This window comes from Nocardia brasiliensis ATCC 700358, assembly GCF_000250675.2.
GTDB classification, from domain to species: Bacteria; Actinomycetota; Actinomycetes; order Mycobacteriales; family Mycobacteriaceae; genus Nocardia; species Nocardia brasiliensis_B.
The window spans coordinates 3,831,655-3,853,858 of sequence record NC_018681.1 but is presented as its reverse complement, the minus strand read 5'-3'; the positions used below and the strand labels follow the sequence as shown (position 1 = coordinate 3,853,858).

The window sequence follows — 22,204 nt, the reverse complement described above, 5'->3', positions numbered from 1 at the left end:
CGGCACCCGGTGCGCCGGCGAGCAGTCGCTACCTTGGAGGCGTGCCCTTGCCGAACTGGCTCGACCTCGCCGTACTCGCCGCGACCGGACCGGCGGCCGTGCTCGGTTGGCGCCGCGGCGCGCTCGCGGCGGTGATCGGCGTGCTGTGCGTCGTCGCGGGCGCGGTGGCGGGCGCGTTCATCGCGGCGGCGACGCTCGCCCAGCTGCCGCCTGGCCCGACCCGGCTGCTGATCGTCCTGTGCCTGATCGTCGGCATGGTGGCGCTCGGCGAGACGGCCGGGCACCGGCTGGGCCGGGCCGCGCGGCGCGCGATCCGCGGCCGCCTCGCCCAACGCGTCGACGCCGCCGGTGGTTCGTTCGTGCACGCGGTGGCGGTGCCGCTGGCGGTGTGGCTGCTCGCCGCCCCGCTCACGGTGTCGACGCAGCCGGGACTGCTGGCGGCCGTACGGGATTCGGTGGTGGTGCGCTCGGTCGACGAGGTCGCGCCGTACTGGCTGGCGAGCCTGTCCACGGTCGTCACCGCCCCGATGGTGGCGGCGGGGCTGGTGTTGCCGCTCCCGCCGCCCGATCCGCGCATCCTGCAAAGCCCGGTCCCCCACGACCTCCAGCAGAGCGTGCTGCGGATCCACGGCGAGGTACCGGCCTGCGGTATGCAGGAGACCGGTTCCGGCTTCGTCGTGGCGCCGGAACGCGTCCTCACCAACGCGCATGTCGTCGCGGGTACCACCGACCGCTGGGTCGACACACCCCGCGGACCGCTGAAAGCCACTGTGGTGCAGTTCGATTCCGTACGCGACGTGGCGGTGCTCGCGGTACCGGGCCTCAGCGCGCCGTCGCTCACCGTGGCGCCCGAGCCGGGCGCGCCAGGCGCCGACGCCATCATCCTCGGATACCCGATGGGCGGGCCGTACACGGCCGCCGCCGCGCGGGTGCAGCAGCGCGGCGGGCGCTCGGTGCCCGACATCTACCACCGCGGGACGAGCGATCGCGCGACCTACACAGTGAACGGCCCCATCCAGGACGGGAATTCCGGTGGACCGCTGATCGACCCGCAGGGCCGGGTGCTCGGCATGGTGTTCGGCGTCGACCCGGACAACGGCACGGTGGGGTACGCGGCGAGCCTGCCCGAACTACTCGACGGACTCGCGCTCACCGGTCCTGCCGTGGACACGGGCCCCTGCCTCCGGTGACGCCGATGCCCGGTGGAATTCCGGAAGCGGATCGGTTCAGGCGTTCTCGGCGATGATCACGACACCACCGGCCGCTTCGAGCAGCGGAATCGTCTGCGCCGCGGCCTCGTCCACGTGCACCCGCGGATGCGCGGGCAGCTCCGTCTCGTAATAGGTTCCGGGACCGTAGAACTGGCCGTATCGCACGACCACGCCGCCGATGTCGAGCACGGCCGCCTCGTGCTGCCGGACGACCTCGCCGCGGCCGCCCGCGGGTTTCCACGCGATGCTCTGCGCGACAAATCGTTTCGCGCCGGCGGCCTGCGCCGCGGCGATCAGATTGCGGGTGCCCTCGGTACGGATGCGGGAATTCGCCGCACCGGATTCGGGCAGCAGCGCGGCATCGTCGGGCAGGTCGGTCAACTGATGCAGCACCAGATCAGGACCGAAGTCCCGGACGGCCGCGGTCAGTGCGTCCGCGTCGTACACGTCGCAGATCACCGGTTCCGCACCGGCCGCGCGCACCTGCTCGGACTTGCCCGCCGATCGGGTCATCCCGGCCACCTCGTGCCCGGCCGCGATCAACAGCGGCACCAACCGTGTCCCGATGACGCCGGTCGCACCGGCCAGAAAGATCCGCATCGCCCCACCATAGCTAGCCGGTCCCGCACGTCGCGGCGCGCGGCCGGGTCACCAGACGAGCGTCACGTCGTGCACGCGCACGCTGCCGAAGAACCGCTTGCCGATCTCGGGGCCGTCCCGGTTGTAGCTGTCCATGATGTCGGCCAGCGCGGCGGCGAGTTCGCGCAGCGCCGGGGCGACGGTCTCGATCCCGTCCGCACACGACCATCCCCACTCGAGCGGGACACCCTCGATGCCGATGACGATCCGGCCGTAGGACGGCGACTCGACCGAATAGGTGATCCCGGCCGGAGCGTCGCGGATCGGGCTGCGGAGTTCGAGTTCCGCGGTCTCCCCCGGCACCGTGAAACGTTGCGCGAAATCGAGGTCCGCGCGGATCATTTCGACGATGCGGGCAAGATCGGCATGCCGCCCGCCGCGGTCGTGCCTGGCACCGTAGGACCGCCGCACGGAACCGGCCCTTGCGCTGGTACCGGACTTGTGCAGGATGCGGTCGAGCATCCGTTGCGCCACGGCACGTTCACCGGCCCCGGTACCCGGATGATCGATCAGCGCCCGCAACCGGGCGATGCGCAGTACGCCACCGGATGCCATGAACCACCCTCCTCAGCCGGGCCGACCTGCCCCGGGCTCGATCATGCCACCCTGCCGCACCGCACGGCCGAAACGCCCGCTCCGCAGGTTGCGCGCGGTTGCCGTGCGCGACTGGGGAATAGGTGAACGATTACGTTCGCTGACCTGTCTGAGTAGCGTAGAAGCATGCGGAAACCGCGATTTCACCGCAGGCGAGTACTGGCGGCGGCCTTCCCGATCGGAGTGGCCGCGGCACTGCTCGGAGCCACCGGCTGTGGCTCGGAATCCAGCGGTCGAGCACCGGACCCGTCCACCGCCGCGACCACCTCCGCGGCGGTGCGCATCGAACTACACCAGACCGGTGGCATCGCGGGGGTCCACGACATCTACACCGTCGACAGCGCGGTCGCCGACCAGCGACGCGGCCAATTGTTCGACCTGGTCGGCAGCCAGCAGTTCCGCACCCTCAGCGACAGCTATCTGGGACCGGACGAATGTCTCGACCAGTTCTACTACGAAGTGGTCGTGACCTACGCCGACAACACGACGAAGAACGTGAACACCGACGACTGTAGCCAGGCACCACAACTGCTGACCGACGTCCGGGCGCTCACCAAGCAGATCGGCGTACAAACCAGCCACCGGTAGTCTCCGCACGCGAACACATCGTGCACACCGGTCGGTTCTCCGGGGCATCGGAGCACATCGGGGTATATCCACGCGCACGCCACGCCGACGACATCGGTTCCGGCGGGCGTAATTTCATAATCATCGGATCACCAGACGCTCATAACGACAGGCGAACCGCTATGGACGCCAATTCTAGGGGGATGCGTCGTGTATGAAAATCGATCAGGATTAGCTGTCGTGACGGCTTATCTCCGCAGTGAATCGCCAACCCTCGAACAGTTGCTCGATGACGCGGCATTAATGTCGTATGAACATCAAGAGCGCAGTATCGAAGTGCTCGGCGCGCACCGGTGGCATGTCACATATGAGCCGCCATTATTCGAGTTCTTCGGCGATCATCCGTTGGCCTGCACGCGGTTTCACGTCCTCGGCACGGCCGCGCCCGGCCCGCGCAGCTGGCTGTGGAGCTGGGCCAACTATGACTGGTACCCGCCGGAGGTCACCGAGCTGGCCCGGTCGGTGCGCGATTACGGTCTGCGCCACGGGATCCCGGAACTGCACACCGCCGAGATCCCATTCGCGAAGCTGCCCGGCGCGCCCACCGAACCGAACCGGGTCACCTGGCTCATCGGCGAACTGTGCAAGGCGGTCTCGGGCAGTTGGACGTGGTACAGCTGCGATGTCGGCGGCGGCACCCGGCTCGCGGTGCTGATCGAACACCCCGACCTGACCCCGCCCGCGCTCGATCTGCTCAGCCTCATGCACGTGCTCAACGGCGTCTTCCGGCTCGAGCTGCCCGACCACCGGCGGGCCATCCACAGCTACGCGGTGCAGCGCGGGCTCGCCGCGACCTTCACCGACGACGCGAGCAAACTGCTGCTCGCCGGCCCGGGTCTGGAGGTGGCCATCGCCTTCGACGCCGCCGGGCGCGTCACGACCATGTCGTCCTCGCGGGCGGACAGCCTGGCCTGAGTCACCGGGCCGCGCCGGGTAAATGACTGGCGCGGCCGCCGGGGGTCACTATCATCGAACACGCGGCGCCGACGAGCGTGACGAACTCCGAGCCGCGTCGGCCGGTCACCGATTCTCGAAAAGACCAGCAGAGGCGGCGCGCCACGCGCCGCGAAGGTGTGGTGGCACCGCGACATACCCGATCGCCCACACCTCCCGGGGACGACAACCAGGAGGTGATTTCGATGCCACGTACGCTCTGTTCCGCTCTGCCCGCAGCCCTGCGACAACCGGATCCGGTGACCATCGAGGGCTGGATCCATCGGCGCAGACAACTCGCGAGCGTGACCTTCGTCGTGCTGCGCGACCGCTCCGGACTGGCCCAGGCGGTGGTCACCGATCCCGCTGTGCGGCAGCAGGTTTCGGAGCTACCGGAGGAGACCGTGATCCGGCTGACCGGCACCGCGAGCCGCAACGCCAAAGCGCCGGGCGGGGTCGAGCTGGTCGACCCGGCCGTGCACGCGCTGAGCGCACCGGCCGCGGCGTCGCCGTTCGAGCTGTGGCGCCCCGAACTCGGCGTCACCCTGCCGGTCGCGCTGGACCACGCCGCGCTCAGCTGGCGCCACCCCACCCGGCGGGCGGTGTGGCAGATCGCCGCCGCCTCGCTCACCGGGTTCCGGCGGCACCTCGACGGTGCGGGCTTCACCGAGGTGACGACTCCGAAGATCGTCGGGCAGTGCGCCGAATCGGGTGCGAATGTGTTCGCGCTGGACTACTTCGGTGTGCCCGCCTACCTGGCGCAGTCCCCGCAGTTGTACAAGCAGATGCTCACCGGGGTCTTCGAGCGGGTATACGAGGTCGGTCCGGTCTTTCGCGCCGAACCGCACGACACCGCCCGGCATCTGGCCGAATACGTCTCCCTGGACGTCGAATTCGGGTTCGTGCGCGACCATCGCGATATACTCGCGCAGCTCCGTGCGACACTCGCGGCCATGCTCGCGGCCATCGCCGAAAATGCCTCGGCGGCAGTCGAAACCGCGGGTGTGCGGCTGCCCGTCGTGCCCGAGGAGATCCCCGTCGTGCATTTCCGCGAGGCGCTCGAACTGGTCGGCGCAGCGGCCGACGAGCCCGACCTCGCCCCCGAACACGAGCGCTTCCTCGGCGCGTGGGCGAAGCGGCGCTACGACTCGGATTTTCTTGCCGTGGAAGGCTATCCAGCGGCCAAACGCCCCTTCTACACCCATCCGCAGCCGGACGATCCGCGCTGGACCAACTCCTTCGACCTGCTGTTCCGCGGGCTGGAACTGGTCACCGGCGGGCAACGCCTGCACAACCATGCCGACTACCTCGCCGCGTTGGCGGCGCGCGGCGAGGACCCGGCCGCGTACGACGCCTACCTGGCCGCGATGCGGCACGGCATGCCGCCGCACGGCGGTTTCGCCATCGGGCTGGAACGGTGGGTGGCGCGCCTCACCGAGGCCGACAACATCCGCCGGGCGGCACTGTTTCCCCGGGATCGCCACCGCCTGCAGCCCTGAGGTCCGGCCCGCGGCGCGTCCGGCGGGTACGGTGGGCTGAACAACCGACCGCAGCCGGGGGAAATATGAAAAGCGACAGGGCCATTCGCCGGTTCACGCCGGACGCGCAGGAAACACGGGTTTACGGCGAACCTTATGAAACCGCCGACGGGTCGACGATCGTCACTGTCGTCAGACCCGGCGGCGGTCCCCGCGCGGCCGCGCCGCTCGGGATTTTCGTCGTGCACGACGGCCAGGTGAAATGGGAGCCCGTCGTCGATACCACCCGTCTCGCGCTGTTGGGCGAATTCATCGGGCTGGCGGCGGCGGTGATCACGACACTCGCGCTACTGCGCCGCCCGCCGTGGCCCGATCTGTCGGTCGCCGGTCTGCGCGCGATGCGCGGACTGCACGACTCGTGGCAGGATCGCCGCCGGGACTAGCCGCCCAGCGCGCCTTCGTAGACGTAGCAACCGAATCCGTCGACCTTCGCAGGCAAGGTCGCCTCGCCGAAGGCCTCCTTGCTCTCGCCTTCGCAGACCGCGATCATCTCCGGCTTCGGCGCCACGCCACGCTGGTGCAGCTTGAACTTCTGCTTGATCGGCCCGGACTCCGGAGCGCCGTTGCGCGCCTGGCAGTTCCCGGTCCCGACCGCCCCCACCTGCTCCGGCTCCTCGATGTCGTCGCACACGTAGGTCCACGGTTCCTCGGCGCCCGCGATCGCGGCCACGGAGGTCAGGCCGGCTACCGCCGCGATGAACAAGACTGCGAGGACCGCGATCCGGACCGGGGACAGGCGCATGACAATCCTCATTTCTCTAGTGCACGGGAGACAGGAAAGGGGTCGAGGTGAGACCCGATAGCGCGAACCGTAGCCGAAGCCACAAACGTTTTGCCCGATTTCAAACGGGTGTCGTCCAGGTATCGGCACCCTCGGAAAAGCCGGACGCAATTCCGGCGGAAATAACACAGCGGGAATGCGTCACGCCGTTTGGCGAGGCCGCGAATCGGGTAAAGGGCTTTCTCCACGGAAATCGAGCCGAGCGGCGAGCACCCGCCCGATGCACCTGTGTGGCCGATCCGAACGCGGACCGTGCGGGCGGACACAGTGCTCGCCCCTCGTATGCTCGGTGCGCAGTCGCGACGAGGGAGATGGAGGATCCATGGCGGATCGGGAAGTGCTGACCTGGGAACTGTTCGGTTCGGCGAGTCGGGAATTGGCGACCACGATCGCGGACGACGGGTTCGAGCCCGATCTGATCCTCTCGATCGCCCGCGGCGGGTTGTTCGTGGCGGGCGCGCTCGGTTACGCGCTGGACGTGAAGAACCTGCACGTGATGAACGTCGAGTTCTACACCGGCATCGATCAGCGCCTCGACCTGCCGGTGATGCTGCCACCGGTCCCGCAGGCCGTGGACCTGGCGGGCGCCACCGTGCTGGTCGCCGACGACGTCGCGGACACCGGGGCCACACTGAAGCTGGTGCGCGACTTCTGCGAACACCACGTCGCCGAGGTGCGGTGCGCGGTGATCTATCAGAAGCCGCGCTCGGAGGTCGACTGCGAATACGTGTGGAAGCGCACCGATCGCTGGATCAACTTCCCGTGGTCGACCGAACCGCCGGTGGTGCAGCGGCAGGTCAAGGTGCTCGACGCCTGAGTGCTCGGCGTTCGGGCGGTTACCGCTCCTTGCGCTCGCCGGTCAGCGCGTCGAGCCGTTCGCCGAGCGCGTTCACCTGGTCGCGCACGGCGATGAGGGTGTCGAGGGGGTAGCCCACCGAGGCCATCACGGACTCGATCATTTCGCGGGCCTGGCGCTGCAGCGCGATACCGGCCTCGGTCGCGCGCAGTTCGACCGAGCGGCGGTCGTGCGCGCTGCGCACGCTCTCCACGAAACCGTGCGCCTGTAGTCGCTGGATCAGCGGCGACACGGTGCCGTAGTCGAGGCGTAGCTGTTCGCCCAGTTCCTTCATGGTCATCCCGGGCCGCTCCCACAGCGCGAGCAGCGCGAGGTACTGCGGATACGTGATGTGCATCGCGTCGAGGAACGGCCGGTAGGCCGCGGTCATCGCGCGCGAGGTCGAGTACAGGGCAAAACACAGCTGGTTCGTCAGCGAGAGCAGGTCGTGGTCGGGATCCCCGGCGGTTGCGACGGTGCCGTGTGGTGCGGCCGGATCGACACGCACCGCTGCGGTGGGATGCGCTTGTTCGAACATACCCTGCACTGTACGCATGGTGGACAGGGAATTTCTCACCGTGCGGCCGCGATCACCGCCTCGGTTGCCGCGGTGTCGCCCACCGTGATCCTGATACCGGTGGCGCAGTGTTTCACCTGGATCCCCGCACCGGCGAAACCCCCACGCAGCCGGTCGAGTTCGAGCGCATCGCAACCGGTGAGATAGACGAAGTTCGCGCTACTGGCCGGCACCTGATAGCCCAGCTCGCGCAGCCCCGTCGTGAGCCTGTCGCACTCGCGGGTGATCGTCGCGGTGCGCACCGCCAGTTCCGCCTCCGCCGCGTAGCAGGCACGCACCCCCGCCTCCGCTAGGGCGGTCATCCCGAAAGGCAACTGCCAGCGCCGGATTCGGGCCATGATCGGCACCGAGCCGAGCGCATAACCGACCCGAAGCGCGGCCAACCCGTACGCCTTGGAGAAGGTGCGCATCACGATCAGGTTCGGATGACGCGCGAGTAGCTCGGCGGTGCGCACCCGCTCGCTCGGCCGCACGAAGTCGACGTAGGCCTCATCGAAAACCACCACGACCGACCGAGCGGTATGTTCCAGGAATTCCGCGAGTTCCGCGTGCCGGATCGCGGTTCCGGTCGGATTGTGCGGGCTGCACAACACGACGACGGCCGTCCGCTCGTCGACGGCCGCGGCCAGCGCGGGCAGATCCTGGTGCCCGGTCGGCGTCAAGGGGACTTCCACCACCCGGCCGCCGACCGTCGCGGTCAGCAGCGGGTAGCCGTCGAAGGTGGGCGTCGCCAGCACCACCCCCGCACCCGGCGGCACGAACTCCTGCAGGATGTGCATGATCACGCCGGTCGCGCCCGCACCGACCACCACCTGCTCCGGCGGGTAGCCGAGCCGCCCCGCGATCAGCTCGGGCAGCCTGCGCGGCAGGAACTCCGGATACCGGTTCGCCGCGCCGAGCGCCCCGGTCAGCGCCCGCCGCACCGAAGGCAGCGGGCCGTACGGGTTTTCGTTCAAGGACAGCCGATGGCCGCGTTGCGCGGTGTGCATCACCCGCGGCCCTCAGCGTCCACCCCAGCGCACCGCGGCGGCCGCCGCGAAATCCCCGGCATGCGCGAAACCGGCGAGCAGCAGCAGCGATCCGGCGGGCACTTTCCCGGCGCGCACCGCGTGATCGAGCGTCACCGGGATGCCCGCGGCGAACAGGTTGCCGCACTCGTCGAACGTGTCGGGATGCCGGTCGACCGGAAGTTGCAGTGCGTCACGCCAATTGCGCAAGAAGGCACGGTTCGGCTGGTTCGTCACGAGCAGGTCCAGCTCGTCCGCCCGTACGCCGATCCGCCCGCATACCGCGTGCGCCACCTCCGGCACGATGCGATTGCCCCGGGCGAGGACTTTCGCGATCTTCGACTCGGTGAAGCCGACATGCATCTGGCCCGGGCCCGCCTCCCAGTATTTGCGCGGCGGATCCGCGAGCACCGTCATCTGGCCCGCGTACCCCGGCAGATGCCGGGCTTCCACGTCGAGAATCGGTGACTCGCCGGACTTCACGAGCAGACCGACGCCCGCGCCGTCCCCGGGAATGGCGGCCTGCGGCTTGGGCCGCACCTGCTCCTGGGTGAAGATCTGGCCCGCCGCGTTCTGCACGGTGACGATCAACGCGGCACGCGCGGCACTGCTCAGCAGGAGCTGCCTGGCGATCTTCATCGCGTAGACGAACGCCACACACCCGCCGTTGTGCAGGTCGATCAGCCACTCCGGGGCGAGCCCGAGCCGCGCGGCGACCTCTCCCCCGTTACCGACGATGCCCAGCTCGGGGATCTGTGTGTGCACGATGAGAACGTCGATCTCGCTGAGGAATTCGCTGCCCCGGCGTTCGAGCATCGGCGCGATCGCCTGCTCCGCCATGTCGGCCGGCGTCTCGCCGGGCGCGATGTGGTGCCGGAACGGCGGGGACTTGAACATCGCGTTCGAGGTGTTGTCCGCCGGATCGGCGTAGCGGGCGAAATAGTCCGCGGTGACCCGGTTCTTCGGCAGATAGCTGGAAACGTCTGCCAGGCTTACGGTTTCGGTCGTTGTGCCCATCAGTCCATCCATTTCGGCTTGACCGGTTCGCCTTTGGCGTGGCGGTGCTCGCAGATCGCTTTCAGGTTCCGCAGTTCCAGCAGGTGACCCGCGTAGAAGAGATTCCAGAAATCCCCGACCCAGACCGGGCGATCCGGCGGCGCGGTGTCGGGGTAGCCGTTCTCGTCGTAGAACGGGTGGTGACAGTTGGTCCACACGACCACCGACCCCGGCTTGTTCAGCACCACCTGCGCGTCGAGCACGCGCATCAGATAGATCATCCAGAGGTGCTCGGATTGATCCCAGGCACAGTGATAATCGACGGTTCGTGCCGCGGCGTTGGCGACCGTGCGGGTGTAGATGCGGGTGTGTTCGCCGATCCGATCGTCGGACACCCACAGGTCCGGTTCGGCGGTGCGCTCGAAACCCCGCATGCTGTAGGTCCATTCGCACAGGCTGCGGGTATCGGACAGGTACTCGAACACCTCGTCCGGCGGCGCGGCGACGAACTCGTTCACGGTGCAGAACTGCCCGTAGACCTCGTCGTGCGGATACACCGCGCGGGTCATGTCCAGGACGATCGGCATGCCTTCTTTGACGCTGATGTTCTCGATCCGATAGACGCCCGGCACTTCGACATCCGGGACCTCGATCGGCGCGGCGGCGGGTTCGGTCATGCGTACAGCTCCTTCAGGAAGGGGGCGAAGGGTGGGATTTCGTCTGGGTCGCAGCGGATTTCGAGGAAGACCGGGCCGGTCGCGACTGCGGTCGCGTCGAGTGCGGCCTCGAACTCGGCCCGCGTGTCCGCGGAATATGCCGGCAGCTGCGGGAACATGGCGGCCACCGCCGCGCCGATGCGCGCGGGCCCGAACCTGTTGTAGGTGTAATCGCCGGAGTAGTAGAGCTGTTCGCGGGTGACGCACATGGCGTGCGCGTTGTTGTTGAAGATCACGAACGTGACCGGCGCGTGGTACTCGACCGCGGTGTGCACCTCGTGACCGTGCATGAAGTAGGCGCCGTCCCCGGCGAGGACGAACGTGCGCCGCCGCCGGCCCAGCGCGCTGCCGATGCCCGCGCCGAACGCGTAGCCCATGCCGCCCATGCCCAACGCGATCACGAAGCGGCCGCCCGGCGGTACGGGCAGGTGATGGACCGCGGCCGCGCCGGTGTTGCCCGCGTCGACCACCACGTCGGTGCCCGGTGTCAAGCGTGCGGCGATCGCGTCGACGGCGTCGCGGTAGCGCACGCCGGGGCCCGCGGCATGCGGAACCCGCAGTGGCGCAGGCACGATCGGTGCCCGGGCGATCGCATCGGTCGCCGCCGACGCGGCCAGCTCGGCCAACCGGGTCCGCAGTGGACCACACAGCCATGCGTCTGTGCGCACGAACGCGCGATCGGTGCCGATATGCCATATCCGCGGGCACGCGGCGAGCGCGGCCTCGAGCCCCGCCCTGGCGAGCAAGGGCAGCGGAGTGCCGACCACAACGCACAACTCGGCACCGGCCAAAACCTCCGCCACCCGCGGATGCCCCATGCTCCCCACGATCCCCGCGAAGTGCGCGTGCCCGTTGGGAAAGGTGTCTTTGGCGTCAGGCGTCACCGCCACCGCCGCCCCCAAGGCCACTGCGGCAGCGAGCAATTCCCCTCGCGCGTCGGCCCGCGCCACCTCGGGTCCCGCGATGATCACGGTGCGCCACACACCCGCACGCACCGCGCCGTCGCCCCGCACCCCGTCGTGCGCGTGCAGGCCATCGCCGGGCACGGCCGAGTTCGGTTCGGACACAGCGTCGCCGAGCCGAGCCGCGCGAGCACGGGACTGCCCGCCATCGCTCTCCGCCACACACTCGCGCGGCCCCGCGCCGTCAGGCTGCGCTCCGCCTCTACCCCGCTTCGCACCGTTTCCGTATGGTTCACCGACAACGCGGGCGAGTGGCCTCGGTCCAGGGTCGATCGGCCGAGTTTCTTCGTCGGGCGCCTGTTGCGCCTGAATGTCTTTGGGGAGCAAAAGGACTGCTGGGCCGCCCGCCTGTGCGGCTTCGATCGCTCGGGCGACGACCTCGGTGACGCCCTCGGCTCGGTCCAGGCGCAGACAGATTCGTGCGACGGCGCCGAACAGGCGTTCGGCGTCGATGCGGCCGTGGCCGCCACCGGTGTCCTGGAAGGCGCCGTGGCCTTCCAGCGAGCGCGGCGGCTGACCGACCAGCGCCAGTACCGGTATCCGCGAGTCGAACGATTCGCCCAGCGCGGCAACGAGATTCAGGGCTCCACCGCCGGATGTCGCGACCACGACGCCCAGGCGATTGGTGGTGCGGGCATAGCCGTCGGCCATGGTCGCGGCACCGAACTCGTGTTTCGCGACGACGCCGGTGAGGGGCGCGGCGCTGCGGTGCAGCGCGTCGTAGACGTCCTCGATGTTCGCGCCGCCGACGCCGAAAACATGGTCGGTGTGCGCGGCGATCAGCTCGATGATGCGGTCGGCGACCGTTTTCCGGCATTCGACGGCGATGCCGTTCACTGTCGAGATAGATCGCGTGCGATTCATCGCACACAATGTATCTGGGACAGTTGGGCATCACAATGTGATCTAGGCCATATTCCAAGCGGAATTAGATTGCGGCACAACATCTTTGAGCAAGCGTCCAATTGTTGTGCCGATGCCCAACGGGCGCTGTGCGAGTGACAGCTGAGTCCGGCTCAACGAGATCCACTCGCCGAGCCGGTGATCGAGATCGGTACCTGGTCAGCCGATAACGGAGTTCATGATGGTGCCTGCACTCGTCGCCACCGCACCGCCGGCCATCGCGCTGGCGATCATCTTGGGCGACTGCAAACCGCCGCCGCTCCACTTCTCCCACGCGAACCGGCCGCCGCCGTAGGTGATGGCGGTGATGCCGGACAGTTGCACCAGCCAGGTGAAGTAGCGACCCATTTGCATCAACTTGTCCGCCAGCGGCGGGGCCTCCGGTGACGGATTGCTGACCTCCGCAAGAACGGTGTCGTGTAGCGCGGCCAGAATCATGCTCACGTTCGTTGCTCCTTTTCGCAGGCTGAGGTGGGGTCCGGACACGAGGAAATCGCGCTGTCGTGCGCGATTCGACCAACCGAAGAAATGCGCCGGCACAGAATTCGCCGACACCACTGGCACGACGGAGCTATCTGCCGCTACGGACTCGTGCCATGTCGCTCCCGCTTTCCGCTCGTTGCCGGAAAAACTCGTGACCTGCGCAATTGAACCTCACCAAGATCACGCGTGGTCTACGACACACCGAAAATTCGACACACCGAAGCAAGACCGTGATCTGACCCGAGGACGACCCACAAACGTGAGCGGAAAAGTTCGCCGAAACCGGATGCCTGCCCGAAAAACCACCCGCATCCGGCTGAATCATCCGCATGCCAGGGGTTCGCTGGAATACGCTGACCGGGCAGGAACCGCAGTGGAAACCGCCCCGTCGCGGGCGGCTCGGCAGTCGCTGGACACAGCCTTTTCCGTGACTGCCACAGGAGGGAATCACCATGACGGACAGCCACTTACCGCCCGCCCTGTCGACCAAGATCGACACCGGCGTCGCGCACGAAGCCAGGGTTTACGACTACTGGCTCGGCGGTAAGGACAACTACCCCGCCGATCGCGCGCTCGGCGACGCGATCGCGACGCACATCCCCGCCATTCGCACCATGGCCCGGGCCAACCGCGCCTTCCTCGGTCGGGCGGTGCGGTACCTGGTCACCGAGGTCGGCATCCGGCAGTTCCTGGACATCGGCACCGGCATCCCGACCGCCGGCAACACCCACGAGGTGGCCCAGCGGCTCGATCCCGCCGCCCGGGTGGTTTATGTCGACAACGACCCGATCGTGCTCGCGCACGCCCGCGCCCTGATGGCCAGCAAGCCCCAGGGCAGGACCGCGTTCATCCACGCGGACCTGCACGATCCGGACACGATCCTGCGCGACGTGTCCCTCGCCGCCACACTCGAGCTGGACCAGCCGGTCGCCATCATGCTGGTCGCGATCATGATGTACTTCCGCGACGAGGACAAACCGCAGGAGATCATCGAGAATCTGCTCGCAGTGGTGCCCTCCGGCAGCTATCTGGTGATCAGCCATCCGACCGCCGATTTCGACGAGCGCGCCATGGACCGCGTGGTCGCCTCCGCCGAGCAGGCGGGCATCACGTTCCACCCGCGCAGCCGGGTCGAGACCGAAGCTCTCTTCGCCGGCGCCGATCTCGTCGACCCCGGCGTGGTGCCCGTGGTCACCTGGCATCCCGACGCCGGCGACACGGACGCCGACGCCGAATCCGCCTGGTACTGGGCAGGTATCGGCCGGAAACCCTGACCGCGCCCAGCCGCTCGATGAATGTCGTTGCTAGTCGGCGACTTTCACCACGAGCTTGCCGAAGTTGCGGCCCTCGAGCAGGCCGATGAAAGCCTCGGGCGCGTTGTCCAGCCCTTCGACGACATCCTCGAGGTAGCGGATGCGCCCTTCCGCGATCCAGCCGGAGACCTCACGCAGGAAATCGGGATACAGCTCACGGACGAACTCGGTCTGGATGAAGCCGCGGACGGTCAGGCTCTTGGTGAGGATGCGCGCATAGAAGGCCGGGAAGCGGTCGGGACCGTCGGGCCTGCCGCTCGCGTTGTAGTTCGCGATCATGCCGCAAACCGGCACGCGCGCATAGGTATTCAGCAACGGATACACCGCGTCCGCGACGTGGCCGCCGACGTTCTCGAAATAGATGTCGATGCCGTCGGGGACCGCCGCCCGCAGTTGATCGGCGAAGTCCGGGGCGCGGTGATCGAGCGCGACGTCGAAGCCCAGTTTGTCGCGCAAGGCCGCACACTTCTCGGGTCCGCCCGCGATACCGATCGCGCGGGCTCCCTTGATCTTGGCGAGCTGCCCGACCGTGGCACCGACCGGCCCGGTCGCCGCGGCGACCACGAGCGTCTCCCCGGCCTGCGGTTGACCGATCTTCAGCAGTCCGGAGTAGGCGGTGAAGCCCGGCATACCGAGCACGCCGAGCGCCGTGGAGACCGGGGCCTGGTCCGGATCGAGCTTGCGCAGGGTCGACGCGGACGCCACGTCGGCGCTCTGCCAGCCCGAGTAGGCCAGCACCACATCGCCCTTCGCGAACCCGGAGTCGCGCGAGTCGAGCACCTCCGCGACCGTGGCGCCGACCATCACCTGGCCGAGCTCGACCGGCTTCGCGTAGGACTCCGCGTCGCTCATGCGCCCGCGCATGTAGGGATCGAGCGACAGGTACAACGTTCGCAGCAGCACCTGCCCGTCCTCGAGCGGTGGCAGTTCCGTGGTTTCGAAACGGAAGTCCGCGGGGGTGGGCGCGCCCACCGGACGGGATGCAAGCACGATTCGCGTCGACTCGACCATGCGGCCAAGCGTAGTCCTCGGCTAACGACCTCGCCGGTACCGCCGATAGGGCTGATGTCGGATTGCGCGACACCGTTGTCTCGTACTCACCAGCACCCCGGGAGTTCTTTTGGCACGTCTATCTCGCACCCCTCGCCCGCACGGCCGCGTCGCGCTGACCGCGGCCACCGCCACCGCGCTCGCGGCACTGCTCACAGCGGGCCCGGCAGGCGCCCGGCCGATCGGGCCGTTCGATGTCGGCGGCGCGATCGAGGTCGAATACGACCAGGCGGGCGGCGGCGCCGTGTTCGGCGATCCGGTCACGCCGGAATCCGACGCGGGCCGCGGCGGGAAGTTCCAGGCCTTCGAACGCAACGCCTCCATCTACTGGCATCCCAGCACCGGCGCGAACGCGGTCGGCGGCGCGATCCGCGACAAATGGGGCAACCTGGGCTGGGAGAACGGCGTGCTCGGCTACCCGGTGACCAGGGAAGAGTCGACCCCGTCGAAGCCGGGGCGCTACAACCACTTCCAGGGCGGGTCCATCTACTGGTCCGTCGGGACGGCCGCCCATCAGATCGGCGGCGCCATCCGGGACAAGTGGGCCGCCTACGGCTGGGAGAACAGCCCGCTCGGCTTCCCGATCACCGACGAGGCGGCCGCGAAGAACAACGGCCGCTACAACCTGTTCAACGACGGCGCCATCTACTGGTCCCCGAAGTACGGCGCGCACGTCGTCTGGGGCGCGATCCGCACCACGTGGGAAGCACGGGCGGGCGCGAACGGCGGCTACGGCTACCCCACCAGCGACGAATACGACTACCAGGGCGGCAAGGCCCAGGACTTCGAAGGGGGACGTATCACCTGGCAGCCGTGAGCGCAGCGCCGGGTCGGCGGGTTCGACGCGGTCGCGGCGTGTCATCATCCTCGGCGACGCTGTCTCGTCATCGAGGATCGCCGAACCGAGGAGTTTCATTGGCACGCCTGTACCGGATTCTGCCCGGATCGCATTCGACCGCACTGGCCACCGCCGTGCTCGCGGTAGCCCTCACCGCGGGAGTCGCGCACGCCCGGCCGATCGGACCGTTCGAGGTCGGCGGCGCCATCGAGGTCGAATACGACGCGGCCGGCGGTAACGCGGCGCTCGGCGACCCGACCACACCCGAGTCCGACGCCGCGAACGGCGGCAAGTACCAGGACTTCGAGCGCAACGCCGCGATCTACTGGAACGCCGCAGTCGGCGCGCACCAGATCGGCGGCCCGATCCTGGAGAAATGGCGTGGCCTCGGCGCGGAGTCCGGCGCGCTGCGCTACCCGGTGACCCGGGTGGAGCAGACACCGGTGAAAGCGGGCAGCTTCAGCCATTTCCAGGGCGGTTCGATCTACTGGTCGGTGGGCACCGCGGCGCATCAACTCGGCGGCGTGATCCGGGACAAGTGGAACTCGCTCGGATCGGAGAACAGCCCGCTCGGCTTCCCGATCACCGACGAGGCGGCCGCGAAGAACAACGGCCGCTACAACCTGTTCAACGACGGCGCCATCTACTGGTCACAGAAGACCGGTGCCCACGCGGTATGGGGCGCGATCCGGCTCACCTGGGAATCCCGTGCCGGGGCCAACGGCGCCTACGGCTACCCCACCGGCGACGAATACGACTACGAGGGCGGCAAAGCCCAGGATTTCGAAGGCGGTCGCATCACCTGGCAGCCGTAGCATTCATCGGATGACCTTGGGTGACAACCGCATCAGCCGTCGCACGCTGCTCGGCGCGACCGCACTGCTGCCGCTGACAGCCTGTTCGACAAGCACGACAACGGAATCCGCGCCGACCACGCAGGCACGGCACGACCGGCTCTCCGAGTTGGAACGAAAGTTCGACGCACGCTTGGGTGTCTACGCTCTCGACACCGCGAGCGGTGCGATCATCGCGCACCGGGCAGAAGAGCGATTCGCGTTCTGTTCCACCTTCAAGGGACTGGCCGCCGCCGCGATGTTGCAGCGAAACCCGCTGTCGCACTTGGACACTGTAGTTCGGTACACCGAGGCAGACCTGACCAAGAATGCCGCGATCACGCCGCAGCATGTCGCCACCGGCATGACCATCCGCGACCTGTGCGACGCCGCCGTGCGATACAGCGACGGCACCGCGGGCAACCTGCTGCTGCGCGATCTCGGCGGACCCGCGGAACTGACGGCCTACCTGCGCGGGCTCGGCGATCCGGTCACTCGGATGGATCGGATCGAACCCGCGATCACCGAGGCGACGCCCGGCGATCCGCGCGACACCAGTTCACCACGCGCACTCGGCACCGACTACCAGCGGATCGTGCTCGGCGACGCACTGCCCGACGACAAGCGTGCGTTCCTGCGAGATCTCTTGGAGCGCAACGCGACCGGCGCGGGTGCGTTGCGCGTCCGGGCGGGCGTGCCGCAGGGCTGGAAGGTGGCCGACAAGACCGGGACCGGGGATTTCGGCACGCTCAACGATATCGCCATCGTGTGGCCGCCGGATCGTGCGCCGCTGGTCATCTCCCTCATGTCCAGCAAGGCGACCGCGGATGCCGAATACGACCAGGCGCTGCTCGCCGAGGCCGCCGCGTACGTGGTGAGTGCGTTGGCTTGACCCTCACGTCGCGTGAGGCTCCACGATCAGGGCATGAACGAATACCTCAGCCCGGTTCCCGTGCCCGCGCTCGACGCGGTCGCGCCCGAGGTCTACCGCAGTTACTACGGCATGCCGATGTTCATCACCGTGCCCACCGCCGATTTCGCCGCCTCCGAAGACTTCTGGCTGCGCGGGCTCGGGTTCATCGACATCTTCACCATCCCCGGTCAGCTGATCCACCTGCGGCGCTGGGCATTTCAGGATGTGCTGCTGGTCGCCGGGGAGCCGGCCGACGCCGCACCGGCCATGCGGGTCGATTTCTCCTGCGTGCCCAGTCAGATCGACGAGATCGCAAGCCGCTGCGAAGCACTCGCGCCCGGCTCCACCAGCGGCCCCCGGGAGATGCCGTGGAACGCCCTCGAATTGACGGTGATCACTCCGGAACGCGCGCACGTCGTCATGACGGCGGCGCGGCCGATCGACCCGCGCAGTCCGCAGGCGGACGCCCTGCGGGCCGTCGGATTCCCCGTACCGGAAGCGTGACCGGGGCTTCGCCCGCGATCCGAGGTGGTAATCATGCGCGATACTGACCTGATGACACGAGGGGCCCGCGACGCACCGGCCGGGACGGGCGAGCCGATCGACCCCGACGGCGCCACCGTCGGCCGCACCGCCGCGCTCGTCGGGATCAGCGTGCGCACGCTGCACCACTGGGACGTGATCGGCCTGGTCCAGCCGAGCGGCCGGACCTGGGCCGGTTACCGGCTGTATTCGGCCGAGGACATCGCGCGGATCCACCGTGTACTCGTCTATCGGGAGATCGGGCTGCCGCTCGCCGATATCGCCCGAGTCCTCGACGATCCAGCCGCCGACGCACGCGACCACCTGCGCAACCAACGGTCCCAGTTGGTCGACCGGATCGCTCGCCTAGAAGAAATGGTCGGTGCGGTCGACCGGATGCTGGAATCCTTCCGCTCCGGCATCCGGTTGACACCGCAGCAGCAGGTCGAGATCTTCGGCGACCAGTGGCGCAGCGAATGGGTCGAGCAGGCCGGACAGCGCTGGGGCGACAGCCCGCAGTGGGCGCAATACGCCGAACGAGCCGCGCACCGCTCGGCGGACGACTGGCGCGAAATCGCCGCCGAAACCGAGCAGTTGTACGCCGACTTAGCCGCCGCGAAACTGGCCGATATCGCCCCCGGATCCGACGCGGCCAACACCCTCGCCGAACGGCATCGCGCCCTCCTGTCCCGCTACTTCGACTGCCCCCACGCCCGCCACGTCTGCATCGCCCGCATGTTCGTCGACGAACCCGGCTACGCCGAATACCACGACGCCATGGCCCCGGAACTCACGCAGTGGTTGCGCGACGTGGTGTTCGCGAACGCCCGCGTGCACGGGGTGGAGCCGGAAACGGCTACGTGGGATTGAACGTCGGGGTGTGAGACGGTGCGGTCGCCGTCAACCGCCGGCCGCGACGCCCGGTCATCCGGCCTGGCCGGGTGGTCACGTCACCGGGCGCGCACGGCGCATCGGCCGCTACCCACCTTCGACGGTAAAGCGGTCGCGCAACCGAGCGCAGCCGCGAAGGCACCCGGACTCAGACGCTCGTGCGCGTTGGACGATCGGCATCGCGCAACCGAGCGGGCACAACTGCCGGCCCACGACGGCAGGCGCTGGCGCAACCAAGCCCACAGCCGCCAAGACACGCGCCTCCGCCGAACACGCGCGCTACTCCCCCTCGACGGCAGGCAGTCGCGCAACCGAGCACACAGCCGCGGGAAGTACAGGCATCTGCCGAACGCAGACGCCGTTCCGCTTGACGTAGGCGGTCGCGCAACCGAGCGCGCACAGCGGCGGCGGTGCGCACGTCTGCCGGACGCGGGCAGTTTGGGGGTGCGGGATGGGTGCGGAGATGTTTCGATCGGAAGCATGACAGAGACCGATGATGTCGCGCAGGTGGTACAGGCCAGCCGGGAGATCGCCGCGGGGGCGGACACGATTTTCGAGTTGATCGCCGACCCGGCGCAGCAGCCGCGCTGGGACGGGAACGAGAATCTGGCCGAGGCGCCGACCGGCCAGCGGGTGCGTGCGGTCGGGGACGTGTTCACGATGACGCTCACCATGGGGGCCGTGCGGGAGAATCACGTGGTGGAATTCGAGGAGGGACGCCGAATCGCTTGGCGCCCATCCGAAGTCGGGCAGGAGCAGCCGGGACACCTGTGGCGCTGGGAGATCGAACCGATCGACGATGCGCGCACCCGGGTGACGCACACCTACGACTGGTCGGAGCTGACCGACGAGAAGCGGTTGGTCCGGGCCCGCGCCACCACCTCGGACAAGCTTCTGGCGTCCGTCGACCGCCTCGCCGAACTCGCCGAGAAGCCCTGAACCAGCCCACTTCTCGGCGCACCCGCTACCGTCGGGCCCATGACCGCTGAATCGCACCGGACCGCCGCCATAGTGCTGCTGCGCGGGGACATCACCCGGCAGTCCGTCGACGCGATCGTCAACGCGGCCAATTCTTCCCTGCTCGGCGGTGGCGGGGTGGACGGTGCGATCCACGCGGCGGGCGGCCCCGAGATCCTCGCCGCCTGCCGCGAGTTACGCGCCACCCGATACCGGCAGGGCCTACCCGTCGGACACGCCGTCGCCACCACCGCCGGCCGCCTCTCCGCCCGCTGGGTCATCCACACCGTCGGCCCGATCTGGTCACCCACCGAAGACCGCTCCGCCCTCCTCGCCTCCTGCTACCGCGAATCCCTCCGCGCCGCAACAGCACTCGGCGCCCAAACCATCGCCTTCCCCGCCATCTCCACCGGCACCTTCGGCTGGCCCCTCGACAACGGCGCCCGAATCGCCATAGACACCGTGCGCAGCACGAAAACCACCGTCCGAGAAGCACATTTCGTATTGTTCGACGAACAGGGGTACGAGGCGTTCGCCGCCGCCGCAGGATAGGTGGTGCGCGCACCACCGGGCAGGCGGCACACACCGGCTGCGAAGGCAGTACCCGCACCCCACGGGCGGACAGCATTCGCTCCAACGGAATGAACAGATCCCACGGAGACGTGCTTGTAGCACTCGCCGCAACCAGGCAGGCAGCTCTCGTGCCGACGGGTGGGTAGTTCTCGCGAATGGTCGGGGGCGTCGCGTTTGGGCTTGTTGGCTGGCTGCCGATTTTGGCGGGCTCGAATTGTGCGCCTGCCGCGGGAGTTACAGGGATGATGCTGGGCCCGTTGGGTTGGGTTCCCGGCTGTAGGCGCGGGTATGGAGCGCGGCGTCTGGTTCCGGCGTGGTCGTCTGGCTGTGGTGCCGTACCGGGGATCCTTTTCAGGGATGGGCCAGCGCTGTCGAGGGGCGGCAGGCGGTGTGTGCCCTTCTCGAAATCCACACCCCTTCTCGGGATTTGCACCACTTCCGTGCGGCCAGAGGCGGGCGGATCCCGAGAAAGGGTGCGGCTGCGGGGGTTCCGCGTGTCGACACGCACCTATCTGTCGCTTGGGTTGGACATGCGGGGTTCGCGCGGCTGCGCGGTAGGTTGCACAGACTTTCTGTACGCCTCACAGGGGTTATAACCCCTGTGAGGCGAGTGCACGCTCTGTGAACCCGAACCTATCTGTCGCTTGGTTCAGACCGAACGGCACCGCCCCTCCTCCCGAGCCGCCCGACAGGCGACCACAGTTCGTCCCGAGGCGCTCGAGACGCAACCACAGCCAGACGACCACGCTGAAACTGGGCGCCTACCGCCTGACGTGCACCTACAGCCGGGTACGGCAGGCGACGCGCCCAGCATGATCCGCGTGCAAACCTGGGACGGAGTAGACCTCGACGGGTAGCGCGCACCTCCAAAGCCCCAACCGCACAACCGGACCCGGGACACTCACCACGACGCGCACACACGGGACAGGCTGCACCTCGACGGGCAGCGCGCACCTCCAAAGCCCCAACGCGCACATATGGGACGGGCTGCACCTCGACGAGCAATCCGCCACGACCAGACCCCATCGAGCCCAGCGCCTCTTCCGGTGTGGTCTGCACCAGTTGCCAACCAAGGCGACATGAAGCTACTATCCAGCAATCCGTGATCAGTGTTCTCTATTTGAACAGCGATTCGAAAGGCACTCCGCCTGCGGGCACAGCGTCTTCTGCCCAGGTCAAGCCGTAGAAGGAAGGAACACCAATGCGAAAGTTGCTGCTCTCGGGCGTAGCCGGGGCGATCATCGCGTCGACGTTGATAGCGGCGGCTCCGGCTCAAGCCTCTCCGCCACCGCCCTCGCTGCTGTGCTCGGCGTTCACCTGGCCGGCGGTGTTTCTGATCGAGATCACAGGCGGGAAGAATGGGCCCGTGAGCCCGCTGCTGACTCCGCTTCAGCCGTTGTTCTGCGGCTGACTCCTGCTACAGCACGGGACACCCACGCGGGGCCGCGGTGCAGGGTCGGCCACCCAACCGGTGCACAGCAGCCATACCGACGCGTACAACGCCATCGCCAC

At 68.3% G+C, this 22,204-nt stretch carries 25 protein-coding genes; 15 read left to right on the top strand and 10 right to left on the bottom strand.

Features of this window, described 5'->3' with window-relative positions:
* Nucleotides 1-41 precede the first annotated feature (41 nt).
* On the top strand, nt 42-1,190 hold the full coding sequence (locus O3I_RS17405; protein WP_041562673.1) for a MarP family serine protease: 1,149 nt from the start codon (nt 42-44) through the stop codon (nt 1,188-1,190).
* 36 nt (nt 1,191-1,226) lie between these two features.
* Here the strand turns inward: O3I_RS17405 and O3I_RS17400 are convergent, their stop codons facing one another.
* The gene (locus O3I_RS17400) at nt 1,227-1,811 is read right to left on the bottom strand and encodes an NAD-dependent epimerase/dehydratase family protein (RefSeq protein ID WP_014984261.1); all 585 of its coding nucleotides are present in this window, start codon (nt 1,809-1,811) and stop codon (nt 1,227-1,229) included.
* 48 nt (nt 1,812-1,859) lie between these two features.
* Complete coding sequence (locus O3I_RS17395; RefSeq protein ID WP_014984260.1) at nt 1,860-2,405, bottom strand: hypothetical protein; 546 nt, start codon at nt 2,403-2,405, stop codon at nt 1,860-1,862.
* Between the two features lie 165 nt (nt 2,406-2,570).
* Between O3I_RS17395 and O3I_RS17390 the strand changes: the two genes are divergently transcribed.
* The 4 genes from O3I_RS17390 to O3I_RS17375 all read left to right on the top strand — a co-directional run bounded on the left by O3I_RS17390 (nt 2,571) and on the right by O3I_RS17375 (nt 5,925).
* Complete coding sequence (locus O3I_RS17390) at nt 2,571-3,032, top strand: hypothetical protein (protein WP_014984259.1); 462 nt, start codon at nt 2,571-2,573, stop codon at nt 3,030-3,032.
* A 219-nt stretch (nt 3,033-3,251) separates the two neighbouring features.
* Complete coding sequence (locus O3I_RS17385; protein WP_014984258.1) at nt 3,252-3,986, top strand: DUF6882 domain-containing protein; 735 nt, start codon at nt 3,252-3,254, stop codon at nt 3,984-3,986.
* A gap of 224 nt (nt 3,987-4,210) precedes the next feature.
* Nucleotides 4,211-5,503, top strand: coding sequence for an aspartate--tRNA(Asn) ligase (gene aspS, locus O3I_RS17380; protein ID WP_014984257.1), 1,293 nt, complete (start codon nt 4,211-4,213; stop codon nt 5,501-5,503).
* 65 nt (nt 5,504-5,568) lie between these two features.
* Complete coding sequence (locus O3I_RS17375; RefSeq protein WP_014984256.1) at nt 5,569-5,925, top strand: hypothetical protein; 357 nt, start codon at nt 5,569-5,571, stop codon at nt 5,923-5,925.
* Here the strand turns inward: O3I_RS17375 and O3I_RS17370 are convergent.
* On the bottom strand, nt 5,922-6,296 hold the full coding sequence (locus O3I_RS17370; protein ID WP_041562671.1) for a hypothetical protein: 375 nt from the start codon (nt 6,294-6,296) through the stop codon (nt 5,922-5,924). The genes O3I_RS17375 and O3I_RS17370 overlap by 4 nt on opposite strands.
* Nucleotides 6,297-6,645: 349 nt before the next feature.
* Here O3I_RS17370 and O3I_RS17365 point away from each other — a divergent pair, with 349 nt between their 5' ends.
* Nucleotides 6,646-7,140, top strand: a complete 495-nt coding sequence (locus tag O3I_RS17365) for a phosphoribosyltransferase (protein WP_014984254.1) — start codon at nt 6,646-6,648, stop codon at nt 7,138-7,140.
* Nucleotides 7,141-7,159: 19 nt separating this feature from the next.
* Here O3I_RS17365 and O3I_RS17360 read toward each other — a convergent pair whose 3' ends face one another.
* The 6 genes from O3I_RS17360 to O3I_RS17335 form a co-directional block, all read right to left on the bottom strand.
* Nucleotides 7,160-7,696 carry a MarR family winged helix-turn-helix transcriptional regulator gene (locus O3I_RS17360; RefSeq protein ID WP_141692031.1) on the bottom strand — a complete coding sequence of 179 codons (537 nt, stop codon included), beginning with the start codon at nt 7,694-7,696 and terminating at the stop codon, nt 7,160-7,162.
* Nucleotides 7,697-7,731: 35 nt separating this feature from the next.
* A complete protein-coding gene (locus O3I_RS17355) occupies nt 7,732-8,724 on the bottom strand; it encodes a pyridoxal phosphate-dependent aminotransferase (protein ID WP_014984252.1) in 993 nt (330 codons plus the stop codon).
* Nucleotides 8,725-8,736: 12 nt separating this feature from the next.
* The gene (locus O3I_RS17350; protein ID WP_014984251.1) at nt 8,737-9,759 is read right to left on the bottom strand and encodes a 3-oxoacyl-ACP synthase III family protein; all 1,023 of its coding nucleotides are present in this window, start codon (nt 9,757-9,759) and stop codon (nt 8,737-8,739) included.
* The gene (locus tag O3I_RS17345) at nt 9,759-10,415 is read right to left on the bottom strand and encodes a hypothetical protein (protein ID WP_014984250.1); all 657 of its coding nucleotides are present in this window, start codon (nt 10,413-10,415) and stop codon (nt 9,759-9,761) included. Before O3I_RS17345 ends, O3I_RS17350 begins: the two co-directional genes overlap by 1 nt.
* Entirely contained in the window at nt 10,412-12,280 is a 1,869-nt protein-coding gene (locus O3I_RS17340; RefSeq protein WP_237748319.1) for a thiamine pyrophosphate-binding protein, read from the bottom strand. Before O3I_RS17340 ends, O3I_RS17345 begins: the two co-directional genes overlap by 4 nt.
* Nucleotides 12,281-12,478: 198 nt before the next feature.
* Nucleotides 12,479-12,757 carry a hypothetical protein gene (locus O3I_RS17335; RefSeq protein ID WP_041563941.1) on the bottom strand — a complete coding sequence of 93 codons (279 nt, stop codon included), beginning with the start codon at nt 12,755-12,757 and terminating at the stop codon, nt 12,479-12,481.
* Nucleotides 12,758-13,254: 497 nt separating this feature from the next.
* On the opposite strand from O3I_RS17335, the gene O3I_RS17330 reads away from it, so the two are divergent.
* On the top strand, nt 13,255-14,076 hold the full coding sequence (locus O3I_RS17330) for an SAM-dependent methyltransferase (RefSeq protein WP_014984247.1): 822 nt from the start codon (nt 13,255-13,257) through the stop codon (nt 14,074-14,076).
* 30 nt (nt 14,077-14,106) lie between these two features.
* Here the strand turns inward: O3I_RS17330 and O3I_RS17325 are convergent, their stop codons facing one another.
* Complete coding sequence (locus tag O3I_RS17325; RefSeq protein WP_014984246.1) at nt 14,107-15,126, bottom strand: NADP-dependent oxidoreductase; 1,020 nt, start codon at nt 15,124-15,126, stop codon at nt 14,107-14,109.
* Between the two features lie 109 nt (nt 15,127-15,235).
* Here O3I_RS17325 and O3I_RS17320 point away from each other — a divergent pair, with 109 nt between their 5' ends.
* The 8 genes from O3I_RS17320 (at nt 15,236) to O3I_RS43850 (ending at nt 22,103) form a co-directional block, all read left to right on the top strand.
* A complete protein-coding gene (locus O3I_RS17320; protein WP_014984245.1) occupies nt 15,236-15,982 on the top strand; it encodes an LGFP repeat-containing protein in 747 nt (248 codons plus the stop codon).
* A gap of 98 nt (nt 15,983-16,080) precedes the next feature.
* The gene (locus O3I_RS17315) at nt 16,081-16,818 is read left to right on the top strand and encodes an LGFP repeat-containing protein (RefSeq protein ID WP_014984244.1); all 738 of its coding nucleotides are present in this window, start codon (nt 16,081-16,083) and stop codon (nt 16,816-16,818) included.
* A gap of 16 nt (nt 16,819-16,834) precedes the next feature.
* A complete protein-coding gene (gene bla / locus O3I_RS17310) occupies nt 16,835-17,728 on the top strand; it encodes a class A beta-lactamase (protein WP_424769583.1) in 894 nt (297 codons plus the stop codon).
* A 33-nt stretch (nt 17,729-17,761) separates the two neighbouring features.
* Nucleotides 17,762-18,253: a glycosyl transferase gene (locus tag O3I_RS17305; RefSeq protein ID WP_014984242.1), complete on the top strand. Its 492-nt coding sequence runs from the start codon at nt 17,762-17,764 to the stop codon at nt 18,251-18,253.
* 33 nt (nt 18,254-18,286) lie between these two features.
* Nucleotides 18,287-19,141 (top strand): MerR family transcriptional regulator, encoded by an 855-nt coding sequence (locus O3I_RS17300; protein WP_014984241.1) that lies wholly within the window; start codon nt 18,287-18,289, stop codon nt 19,139-19,141.
* A 501-nt stretch (nt 19,142-19,642) separates the two neighbouring features.
* Nucleotides 19,643-20,101, top strand: coding sequence for an SRPBCC family protein (locus O3I_RS17295; RefSeq protein ID WP_014984240.1), 459 nt, complete (start codon nt 19,643-19,645; stop codon nt 20,099-20,101).
* Nucleotides 20,102-20,140: 39 nt separating this feature from the next.
* On the top strand, nt 20,141-20,671 hold the full coding sequence (locus tag O3I_RS17290; protein WP_014984239.1) for an O-acetyl-ADP-ribose deacetylase: 531 nt from the start codon (nt 20,141-20,143) through the stop codon (nt 20,669-20,671).
* 1,222 nt (nt 20,672-21,893) lie between these two features.
* On the top strand, nt 21,894-22,103 hold the full coding sequence (locus O3I_RS43850) for a hypothetical protein (protein WP_014984238.1): 210 nt from the start codon (nt 21,894-21,896) through the stop codon (nt 22,101-22,103).
* Nucleotides 22,104-22,204 lie beyond the last annotated feature (101 nt).

Excerpts from the sequence above, each read along its gene's own strand:
- aspS (WP_014984257.1), top strand. The coding sequence starts at position 4,211 with ATGCCACGTACGCTCTGTTCCGCTCTGCCCGCAGCCCTGCGACAACCG.
- O3I_RS17370 (WP_041562671.1), bottom strand. The coding sequence starts at position 6,296 with ATGAGGATTGTCATGCGCCTGTCCCCGGTCCGGATCGCGGTCCTCGCA.
- O3I_RS17365 (WP_014984254.1), top strand. The coding sequence starts at position 6,646 with ATGGCGGATCGGGAAGTGCTGACCTGGGAACTGTTCGGTTCGGCGAGT.
- O3I_RS17360 (WP_141692031.1), bottom strand. The coding sequence starts at position 7,696 with ATGTTCGAACAAGCGCATCCCACCGCAGCGGTGCGTGTCGATCCGGCC.
- O3I_RS17350 (WP_014984251.1), bottom strand. The coding sequence starts at position 9,759 with ATGGGCACAACGACCGAAACCGTAAGCCTGGCAGACGTTTCCAGCTAT.
- O3I_RS17330 (WP_014984247.1), top strand. The coding sequence starts at position 13,255 with ATGACGGACAGCCACTTACCGCCCGCCCTGTCGACCAAGATCGACACC.
- O3I_RS17335 (WP_041563941.1), bottom strand. The coding sequence starts at position 12,757 with ATGATTCTGGCCGCGCTACACGACACCGTTCTTGCGGAGGTCAGCAAT.
- O3I_RS17395 (WP_014984260.1), bottom strand. The coding sequence starts at position 2,405 with ATGGCATCCGGTGGCGTACTGCGCATCGCCCGGTTGCGGGCGCTGATC.
- O3I_RS17300 (WP_014984241.1), top strand. The coding sequence starts at position 18,287 with ATGCGCGATACTGACCTGATGACACGAGGGGCCCGCGACGCACCGGCC.
- O3I_RS17295 (WP_014984240.1), top strand. The coding sequence starts at position 19,643 with ATGACAGAGACCGATGATGTCGCGCAGGTGGTACAGGCCAGCCGGGAG.
- O3I_RS43850 (WP_014984238.1), top strand. The coding sequence starts at position 21,894 with ATGCGAAAGTTGCTGCTCTCGGGCGTAGCCGGGGCGATCATCGCGTCG.
- O3I_RS17305 (WP_014984242.1), top strand. The coding sequence starts at position 17,762 with ATGAACGAATACCTCAGCCCGGTTCCCGTGCCCGCGCTCGACGCGGTC.
- O3I_RS17290 (WP_014984239.1), top strand. The coding sequence starts at position 20,141 with ATGACCGCTGAATCGCACCGGACCGCCGCCATAGTGCTGCTGCGCGGG.
- O3I_RS17355 (WP_014984252.1), bottom strand. The coding sequence starts at position 8,724 with ATGCACACCGCGCAACGCGGCCATCGGCTGTCCTTGAACGAAAACCCG.
- O3I_RS17340 (WP_237748319.1), bottom strand. The coding sequence starts at position 12,280 with ATGAATCGCACGCGATCTATCTCGACAGTGAACGGCATCGCCGTCGAA.
- O3I_RS17400 (WP_014984261.1), bottom strand. The coding sequence starts at position 1,811 with ATGCGGATCTTTCTGGCCGGTGCGACCGGCGTCATCGGGACACGGTTG.
- O3I_RS17325 (WP_014984246.1), bottom strand. The coding sequence starts at position 15,126 with ATGGTCGAGTCGACGCGAATCGTGCTTGCATCCCGTCCGGTGGGCGCG.
- O3I_RS17375 (WP_014984256.1), top strand. The coding sequence starts at position 5,569 with ATGAAAAGCGACAGGGCCATTCGCCGGTTCACGCCGGACGCGCAGGAA.
- O3I_RS17345 (WP_014984250.1), bottom strand. The coding sequence starts at position 10,415 with ATGACCGAACCCGCCGCCGCGCCGATCGAGGTCCCGGATGTCGAAGTG.
- O3I_RS17390 (WP_014984259.1), top strand. The coding sequence starts at position 2,571 with ATGCGGAAACCGCGATTTCACCGCAGGCGAGTACTGGCGGCGGCCTTC.